The organism is Variovorax sp. P4_D9 (assembly GCF_056401695.1).
On the sequence record NZ_JBFUIU010000422.1, the window covers coordinates 1 to 7,908 of the forward strand.

The following is a 7,908-nucleotide window of genomic DNA, read 5'->3' on the forward strand; positions in this document are numbered from 1 at the left end:
CGGTCGAGGTGCCCCGGTCGAGGTGCCCAGGCGCACCCGGCCGACCCGCCCCTCGGCCTGCCGCCGCACGGCATCGACCGCCTCGTCGGCATCGCGCAGCAGTTGACGGGCGCGCTCGACCAGCGCGGCGCCGGCCGCCGTCGGCGTGATCCGCCGGCTGCCGCGCAGCACCAGCCTGGCGCCGAGCCGCGATTCGAGTTCGCTGATGTGCAGGCTGACCGTCGGCTGCGCGAGATGCAAGGCCCGGGCCGCGGCCGAGAAGCTGCCGAGGTCGGCGATCGACACCAGGGTGCGCAATTGGTCGAGGTTGAGTTGTCTCATCAGGAAAGCTGATTGGAATTGCCAGGATTCTCAACTTCCACAATAGCACGCGGGCTTGCAAGATGGCGTTCCGTTCAAGGAGCCACTTCATGCCATCGAGAAAGCCCCCCTTCGCTGCCCGCCTGTTCGAGGCGATCCGCGAGCTGGGCCGTTGCCGCCGCGACCATCGGCTGCTGACCGCGATGAGCGATCGCGAACTGAGCGACCTGGGTGTCGGGCGCAGCCAGATCCCGGGGCTGCTGGTACCGCTCAGCGATGCTGCGGCGTCGCCGCATGCGCGACGCAGCCGTGCGCCGTGTGCAGTGGATGCTCGGCCAGCAGCGCGGCGGTGACGCCATTGGTCCAGCCGAAGCCGTCCTGCAGCGGATATTCGCCGCCGGCGCCGCCTTGCGTGTCGTCCTGTTCGACCCGACGCAGCGCGTACTTCTCGACCAGCTTGCCCTCGCGCTCGTAGAGCGCCGCGACGGTGGCCAGCCAGCGCCTGGCGATGGTGCGCGACAGCGCCTCGTGGCCATAGTCGGCCAGCCCGCGCACCGCCATCCACTGCAACGCCGCCCAGCCGTTGGGCCGGTCCCATTGCTGGTCGCTCCCGCACTCGGTGGTCGCGAGGCCCCCGTGCGCGAGCATGCGCAGCGACAGGGTCTGGGCCAATGCCTGGGCCTGGTCTGGTGTCGCGACGCCGACGAACAAGGGCGCGACGCTGGCCGCGGTCAGGCAGCTGCGGCGCGCTCCCAGGCGCCAGTCGTGATCGAAGAAGGCGCCCTGCTGCGGATCCCAGAACAGCGCGCGGATCGCAGCCTGTCGCGCCTCGGCCCGCTGCGCATAGTCCTGCGCGGCGGCGGCGTCGCCGACCTGGCCGCTCAACGCCGCGAGCATGCATTCGAGCTTGTGCAGGAAGGCATTGAGGTCCACCGGCAGGATGTCCGTGGTGCAGAGTGTCGCGAGCGATGGTGCGGTGGCGGCGCGCACATGGGCGCAGCGCGGGGACGCGGGCGGCGGCGGCGGATCGCGCATCCAGCGGGTGCTGAAGTCCCAACCCGACTCGCAGGCCGCGCGGATCTCGCGGTAGATCTCGGCCGGGTCGCCCTTGCAGGCCTGCGCGGTCGCCACGTCCTCGATCCAAGACTCCTCGCGCGGCGTGTCGCGCGCGTCCCAGTAGCGATTGAGAAGCGCACCGTCGGGCAGCCGCACTACATGCCGCTTCGCGCCCGGCGCCAGGCCTTCGCTGCCCGCCATCCACCAGGCATGCTCGCGCCGCAGTTGCGGCAGGAAGTCGATGGCGTCGACCGCGCCGAACGCTTGCGCGAGCTCGACCATCAGCGCGAACACCGGCGGCTGCGAGCGGCCCAGGTAGTAGCTGCGCGTGCCGTTCGGCACATGGCCGTAGGTATCGATGAGGTAAGCGAAGTTTTCGACCATGCCGCGCACCAGCGGTCGGTGGGCCTCGGCCGCCAGGCCCAGCAGGGTGAAATAGGAATCCCAGTAATAGAGCTCGCGAAAGCGCCCACCCGGCACTAGGTAGGGATGCGGCAACTGCAGCAGCGAGCAGAGCGGCGGATGCGATCGGGGATGCCGCGTCAGCACCGGCCACAGATCGTCGATGTGGGCCGCGATCGGCTGTCCGGATACCGAGACGTAGTCGCTGGGCGCCGGCTCGGACAGCTCGAAGTTCGCCCGCACGAAATCCGCGAGATCGAAGCCCGGCTGGCCGCGCTRCACCCGGTAGGCCGCCAGGATGGCGTCCGGGTCGGCGCGCGGCGCGCAGTCGACGAAGCTCTTGCTGTCGGCGAAGACGCGGCCCGACTGGACCGCGACGAACAACTCCTGGTAGCGGTCGGCCGGTGTCAGTGTGTCGGGCGCGGGCGCGGCCGCCGCGCGCGTCGAGCGCTTGGCGGTGGAAGCGCCCGGTTCGGTCAAAGCACGCCTGCCTCTCGCAGCGCCGCACGCCGTGCGGCGTCGATGCCGAACTCGGCCAGCACCTCGTCGGTGTGCTGGCCCAGGGCCGGCGGCGCATGGCGCAGGACCGGCGGCGTGGACGACAGCCGCAGCGGGCTGGCCACGCCCACGATCTTGTCGATGCCGTCGCCAGCATCGCGCGGCAGGGTCACGGCCAAACCGCGCGCCTTGACCTGGTCGTCCTCGAAGGCCTGGGCAATGTCGTTGATCGGGCCGCAGGGCACGGCCTTGTCCTCGAGCAGCGCGATCCATTCGGCCGTGCTGCGGGTGCGCGTGACGACCTCCATCTGCGGGATCAGCACCTCGCGGTACTTGACGCGCAGCGTGTTGGTGGCGAAGCGCGGGTCGGTGGCCCACTCCGGATGGCCGGCGGCTTCGCAGAAGCGCGTGAACTGGCCGTTGTTGCCGATCGCCAGCAGCATCGCGCCGTCTGCCGTGCGGAAGTCCTGGTAGGGCGCGAGGCTCGGATGGCTGTTGCCCTGGCGTTGCGGCGCCACGCCGGTGTTGAGGAAGGCGCTGGCCTGATTGGCCAGGATCGCCATGCCGACGTCGAGCAGCGCCATGTCGATGTGCTGGCCCTGGCCCGTGCGATGGCGCACTTCGAGCGCAGCCAGGATCGCTGTGCTGGCATAGACGCCGGTGAAGAGATCGGTCAGCGCCACGCCGACCCGCAGCGGGCCGCCGCCGGGCACGTCGTCGGGACGGCCGGTGATGCTCATCATGCCGGTGGTGGCCTGGATCATCAGGTCGTAGCCGGCGCGCATGGCATGCGGGCCGTCGTGGCCGAAGCCGGTCACGCTGCAGTAGATGAGGCGCGGATTGGCAGCGCGCAGGCTCTCGTGGTCGAGGCCGTACTGCCTGAGGCCACCGGTCTTGAAGTTCTCGACCAGGATGTCGCTCTCGGTCGCCATGCGCTTGAGCAACGCCTGGCCATCGGGCGTGGCCATGTCGATCGTGACCGAGCGCTTGTTGCGGTTGCAGGCTGTGAAGTAGGTCGCCTGGTTGGTGTCGTGGCCGTTCGCGTCCTTGAGGAAGGGCGGCCCCCAGCTGCGCGTGTCGTCGCCGACGCCGGGCCGCTCGATCTTGACCACATCGGCCCCCAGGTCGGCAAGGATCTGGGTGCACCACGGGCCCGCGAGCACGCGGGACAGGTCGAGCACCTTGAGGCCCGAGAGGGCACCTTGCGTGGCGGCGGGGGCTGTCATCAGTTCGCGAAGGCGGCGATGCCCGTTTGCGCCCGGCCCAGGATCAGCGCATGGATGTCGTGCGTGCCTTCGTAGGTGTTGACCACTTCGAGGTTCACCAGGTGCCGCGCCACGCCGAACTCGTCGCTGATGCCGTTGCCGCCCATCATGTCGCGCGCCAGGCGGGCGATGTCGAGCGCCTTGCCGCACGAATTGCGCTTCAAGAGCGAGGTGACTTCGACCGAGGCCGTGCCTTCGTCCTTCATGCGGCCCAGGCGCAGGCAGCCCTGCAGGCCCAGCGTGATCTCGGTCTGCATGTCGGCCAGCTTCTTCTGGATCAGCTGGTTGGCCGCGAGCGGGCGGCCGAACTGCTTGCGGTCGAGCGTGTACTGGCGGGCGCGGTGCCAGCAGTCTTCGGCGGCGCCGAGCGCACCCCAAGAGATGCCGTAGCGGGCGCTGTTGAGGCAGGTGAACGGGCCCTTCAGGCCCTGCACTTCGGGGAAGGCGTTTTCTTCGGGGCAGAACACGTTGTCCATCACGATCTCGCCGGTGATCGAGGCGCGCAGGCCGACCTTGCCGTGGATCGCCGGGGCGCTCAGGCCCTTCGCGCCCTTCTCGAGCACGAAGCCGCGGATCGGGCCGACCGTTCCGCTCTCGCTGACTTCCTTGGCCCAGACCACGAAGACGTCGGCGATCGGGCTGTTGCTGATCCACATCTTGGCGCCGCTGAGCGAATAGCCGCCCGGCACCTTCTTGGCGCGCGTGACCATGCTGCCGGGGTCGGAGCCGTGGTCGGGCTCGGTCAGGCCGAAGCAGCCGATCCATTCGCCGGTGGCGAGCTTGGGCAGGTACTTCTGCTTTTGCGCTTCGGTGCCGAATTCGTTGATCGGCACCATCACCAGCGAGCTTTGCACGCTGGCCATCGAGCGGTAGCCGGAGTCGACGCGCTCGACTTCACGGGCGATCAGGCCGTAGCAGACGTAGTTGAGGCCGGGGCCGCCGTACTGCTCGGGGATCGTCGGGCCCAGCAGGCCCAGGGCGCCCATCTCGCGGAAGATCGCCGGATCGGTCTCGCCCGAGCGGAAGCCTTCGATGACGCGCGGAGCGAGGCGCTCCTGGCAGTAGGCGTTGGCGGCGTCGCGCACCATGCGCTCGTCGTCGGTGAGCTGCTGGTCGAGCAGAAGAGGGTCGTCCCATTGGAATGCGGCGTGCTTGGCCATGTGTGGTCTCCGTAGATAAGTGCTGAGGTCGGCCCCGATCGTAAGCGTCGGGGGAAGGGAGCGCAAACGACGATTCCACACCCAGTTATGCGCTCGGCGCACTTCTGGGCACAATCCGTCCTGAGCCTGCCACTGGCGCAAGCTGTTCTTCAACTATGTAGCCACCGCATACCATGCGCCGGAAGATACCGTCCACCCAGGCCCTGATCTGTTTCGAGGCCGCAGCCCGCCACGAGAGCTACACGCGCGCCGCGCAGGAACTGGCCCTGACCCAGAGCGCGGTGTCGCGCCAGATCACCGCGCTCGAGGACTTCCTGGGCATGGCGCTGTTCCGCCGCACGCGGCACGGCGTGGCGCTCACGCCGGCCGGCGCCGACTACGCCCGCCAGATCGCGCGCCAACTCGACACCATGGAGCGCGACACGCTCGACGCCATGGCCCGGCAGGGCCTGGGCGGCTCGCTGCACCTGGCGGCGGTGCCGACCTTCGCGACCCGCTGGCTGATCCCGCGGCTGCCGGATTTCGCGGCCCGCCATCCCGACATCACGGTGCACATCGACACCCGCACCCGCCCCTTCCTGTTCCACGAGACGCCCTTCGACGCTGCGCTCTACACCGGGACGCCGGCGCAAGCAGCCAACTGGGCCGGCACACGCTCGACCGTGCTGTTCAACGAGGACGTGCTGCCGGTCTGCAGCCCGGCCCTGATCGCGCCGCGCGGGCAACTCTCGCCGGCCGCGGTGGCGCGCCTGCCGCTACTGCAGCAGAGCACCCGCCCCGATGGCTGGCGCCAGTGGTTCGATGCCCAGCAGGTCGACGCGCCGCGGGCACACAGCGGTCCGCGCTACGAGTTGTTCTCGATGCTTGCGACCGCCGCGGCCCATGGGCTGGGGGTGGCCCTGATGCCGCGCATGCTGATCGAGTCCGAACTGGCGAGCGGCGAACTGGTGGTGGCCTGCGACCGGCCGCTGCGCGGCGAGCGCAGCTACTTCCTGGTGGCGCCGGCGGCGCAAGACGAACGGCCGGCGCTCAGGTTCTTTCGCGAGTGGCTGCTCGCGCAAGCTTCGGGCCCGGCGGCCGCTCCGCACGATGCGCCTTCGCCATCGCGTCGAGCCCCGCCAGCGCGTAGCGGATGAATTCGTCGGCCAGGCCCTCGCCGTGGGCCAGCGCCGGCAGCAGCCGGGCCGGAACCTCCTTGGGCGCTACTAGCATCACCAGGCAGGGCAGCACCGCGAACATCAGTCCGCGCTGCGTCGCCGGATGCTCCGGCGGCAGGCCCAGGACCTCCCCCACGAGCCCCAGCAGCACCCTGGACTTGGGCCGGATCGCCTGCTCGATCATCGCCGGCACTGCAGCCGAGGGCGTCATCACCTCGCGCAGCATGACCCGGAAGCCCCACGGCGCGGCGCCGCGCGCCGACAGGCCGATCAGGTGCGCCAGCACCGCGCGCAGGTGCTTCCTCGGGTCGCCCGGCCCCTGGGTCAGGGCCAGCAAATCGTCCAGCGCCATGATCTGGCGATGGGCCTCGATCAGCACGGCCTCGTACAGCGCGTCGCGGCTGCCGAAGTGGTAGTTGACCGAGGCCATCGGCGTGCCTGCCCGCTCGCAGATCTCCTTGCTGGTGCCGTCGGCGAAGCCGCGCTCGGCGAACACCTTTCCGGCGGTCTCGAGCAACAGCGCGCGCGTGGCGTCGCCATCGGGGCGCGGCGAACGCGAGGCAGGCGCGGGCGACTTCTTCTGGGCGGACGCAGGCATGCTCTGGGAGGGATTGCCGAGGGGGCTGGAGTTTGAATTTAAATTCGGATTCGCAAGCGCGAGTCTACTTCAGCGCGTGCCGGATCGTGGATGATCAGCGCTTGAAACCCGCGGGGCACGCATGACATTGGACTACCTGGATTTCGACTACAGCGAGGACACCGAAGGGATCGGCGTCTTCGATGCGATGGCGAGCACCGGCGCGCAGCAGGTCGCGGCGGTCCACGCCGAGATCGTGCAAGTGCTGGCCTGGGCGCACGCCGGCTTCGGCGAACCCGGGGCGGCCGTGGGCGATGGCGGCGACTGGGACTACGACCTGCAAGGCGTGCAGGAAATCAGCCTGCCCGAGACGATCGAATTCGACCCGTCCGCGGGTCGGCTTCGGGTGCAGGCAGGACCGCCCGGCGCGCCTCGGCATACGGTCAGCCTGTCGGTCAGCGGCACGCCGGCGTTCTGCGCGGCTTTCCGGCAGGCCTTCGAGCTCGGCTGAATCCGGCTGAACCCGGGTCAGCCGGGTCCGCAGGCACGACGGCAAACTGACGGCACAAACCGGCGCTGTTCGATCGATTCGAACACCACCACCGGCCCAACAATCGGGCATGAGCATCCACAGTTTTCGCTTCACGGGCCCGGACCTGACGCCGTGCGTGCTGGGCGAGCCGATCCTCGCGCACTACGGCGAAACGCACATCGGCACCCTCGATCCAGTGCCGGTGAGCCGAGGCGGCACCGAATTGCGCATCGAGCACTTCACGCCGACCGACACCGAAGGCAGCCGGCGACTCCACAAGCTGAAGATCGGCCGGGTTCTCGTGCCCGAGCTTGTGGCCTTCGTCGCCAAGCACTTCTCGAGCGTGACGCTGATCCAGATCTCGCTCGCGCGCGACATCGAGGGCTACGCGGAAGGGTTCCGCCTCGCGGCCGAGCGCTCCGCCGTGCTGCAGGCGATCGGGGCAAGTCGCGTCCTGATCACGCCGAAGCCCGACACCCAGCGCATGGGCCATTTCGTGGTCGCCGGTGTCTGGGAATACAAGCAGGCCAGTCTTGCGGCCCTGGCCGAGACGCTGGAGGTGGAATGGCTCGCCTTTGGCGAGCGGCAGGCCGCGGCCGCCCGCGGGCTCACGCGCAAGCGGCGTTGGTTCTTCGCCCGCCGCCCATCCGCCGGCGGCACGCGCTGGCCTCGCCCCTAGGCCCCCCTAGGCCCAATACTGTTCAGATACGTAGCACGCGCAACGCCGGCGTCGGCTCATGTCTGCGGTGGAGCTCGGCGCCGCGACGGCGCACTTTGAAGTTGCTCATCTTGCGCTTGACCCCTCGCGGGTTGTGGCGGCCGCGGCTGCTCACGCAGCGGCCGCGGCCGATCTCGGCGAGCAGCGCGTCGCGCCAACTTCCGATGCGCTCAGGGGGGAACGGCCGCTGCTTGCGGCATTTTTCGCTTGATCACGCGCACGGCGTGCATGAAGCTCAAGCGG

The 7,908-nt window shown here is 69.6% G+C and carries 9 protein-coding genes; 4 read left to right on the forward strand and 5 right to left on the reverse strand.

Annotated elements, in window-relative coordinates; translation table 11 throughout:
• A partial coding sequence (locus AC1DY5_RS33575) for a LysR family transcriptional regulator (RefSeq protein WP_478118555.1) occupies positions 1-321 on the reverse strand: 321 nt, incomplete at its 3' end.
• Positions 322-410: 89 nt separating this feature from the next.
• Here AC1DY5_RS33575 and AC1DY5_RS33580 point away from each other — a divergent pair.
• Positions 411-653, forward strand: coding sequence for a YjiS-like domain-containing protein (locus AC1DY5_RS33580; RefSeq protein ID WP_478118557.1), 243 nt, complete (start codon positions 411-413; stop codon positions 651-653).
• On the opposite strand, the gene treF is transcribed toward AC1DY5_RS33580, so the two are convergent.
• The 3 genes from treF to AC1DY5_RS33595 are packed head-to-tail and all read right to left on the reverse strand — an operon-like array spanning position 571 to position 4,681.
• The gene (gene treF, locus AC1DY5_RS33585; RefSeq protein WP_478118559.1) at positions 571-2,238 is read right to left on the reverse strand and encodes an alpha,alpha-trehalase TreF; all 1,668 of its coding nucleotides are present in this window, start codon (positions 2,236-2,238) and stop codon (positions 571-573) included. The genes AC1DY5_RS33580 and treF overlap by 83 nt on opposite strands.
• The gene (locus tag AC1DY5_RS33590) at positions 2,235-3,482 is read right to left on the reverse strand and encodes a CaiB/BaiF CoA transferase family protein (RefSeq protein ID WP_478118560.1); all 1,248 of its coding nucleotides are present in this window, start codon (positions 3,480-3,482) and stop codon (positions 2,235-2,237) included. Before AC1DY5_RS33590 ends, treF begins: the two co-directional genes overlap by 4 nt.
• Positions 3,482-4,681, reverse strand: coding sequence for an acyl-CoA dehydrogenase (locus AC1DY5_RS33595; RefSeq protein WP_478118562.1), 1,200 nt, complete (start codon positions 4,679-4,681; stop codon positions 3,482-3,484). The genes AC1DY5_RS33590 and AC1DY5_RS33595 overlap by 1 nt, the downstream gene beginning before the upstream one ends.
• A gap of 173 nt (positions 4,682-4,854) precedes the next feature.
• On the opposite strand from AC1DY5_RS33595, the gene AC1DY5_RS33600 reads away from it, so the two are divergent.
• The gene (locus AC1DY5_RS33600; RefSeq protein WP_478118564.1) at positions 4,855-5,817 is read left to right on the forward strand and encodes a LysR substrate-binding domain-containing protein; all 963 of its coding nucleotides are present in this window, start codon (positions 4,855-4,857) and stop codon (positions 5,815-5,817) included.
• Here AC1DY5_RS33600 and AC1DY5_RS33605 read toward each other — a convergent pair.
• Positions 5,711-6,436, reverse strand: coding sequence for a TetR/AcrR family transcriptional regulator (locus tag AC1DY5_RS33605; RefSeq protein WP_478118566.1), 726 nt, complete (start codon positions 6,434-6,436; stop codon positions 5,711-5,713). The genes AC1DY5_RS33600 and AC1DY5_RS33605 overlap by 107 nt on opposite strands.
• 121 nt (positions 6,437-6,557) lie before the next feature.
• Between AC1DY5_RS33605 and AC1DY5_RS33610 the strand changes: the two genes are divergently transcribed.
• Together AC1DY5_RS33610 and AC1DY5_RS33615 are read left to right on the forward strand one after the other, a co-directional pair.
• A complete protein-coding gene (locus tag AC1DY5_RS33610) occupies positions 6,558-6,926 on the forward strand; it encodes a hypothetical protein (protein WP_478118568.1) in 369 nt (122 codons plus the stop codon).
• A 109-nt stretch (positions 6,927-7,035) separates the two neighbouring features.
• The gene (locus AC1DY5_RS33615; protein WP_478118570.1) at positions 7,036-7,626 is read left to right on the forward strand and encodes a hypothetical protein; all 591 of its coding nucleotides are present in this window, start codon (positions 7,036-7,038) and stop codon (positions 7,624-7,626) included.
• Positions 7,627-7,908 lie beyond the last annotated feature (282 nt).

What these genes read in the sequence shown, in the direction of transcription:
- AC1DY5_RS33580 (WP_478118557.1), top strand. Translation starts at nt 411, where the DNA reads ATGCCATCGAGAAAGCCCCCCTTCGCTGCCCGCCTGTTCGAGGCGATC.
- AC1DY5_RS33590 (WP_478118560.1), bottom strand. Translation starts at nt 3,482, where the DNA reads ATGACAGCCCCCGCCGCCACGCAAGGTGCCCTCTCGGGCCTCAAGGTG.
- AC1DY5_RS33595 (WP_478118562.1), bottom strand. Translation starts at nt 4,681, where the DNA reads ATGGCCAAGCACGCCGCATTCCAATGGGACGACCCTCTTCTGCTCGAC.
- AC1DY5_RS33600 (WP_478118564.1), top strand. Translation starts at nt 4,855, where the DNA reads ATGCGCCGGAAGATACCGTCCACCCAGGCCCTGATCTGTTTCGAGGCC.
- AC1DY5_RS33605 (WP_478118566.1), bottom strand. Translation starts at nt 6,436, where the DNA reads ATGCCTGCGTCCGCCCAGAAGAAGTCGCCCGCGCCTGCCTCGCGTTCG.
- AC1DY5_RS33610 (WP_478118568.1), top strand. Translation starts at nt 6,558, where the DNA reads ATGACATTGGACTACCTGGATTTCGACTACAGCGAGGACACCGAAGGG.
- AC1DY5_RS33615 (WP_478118570.1), top strand. Translation starts at nt 7,036, where the DNA reads ATGAGCATCCACAGTTTTCGCTTCACGGGCCCGGACCTGACGCCGTGC.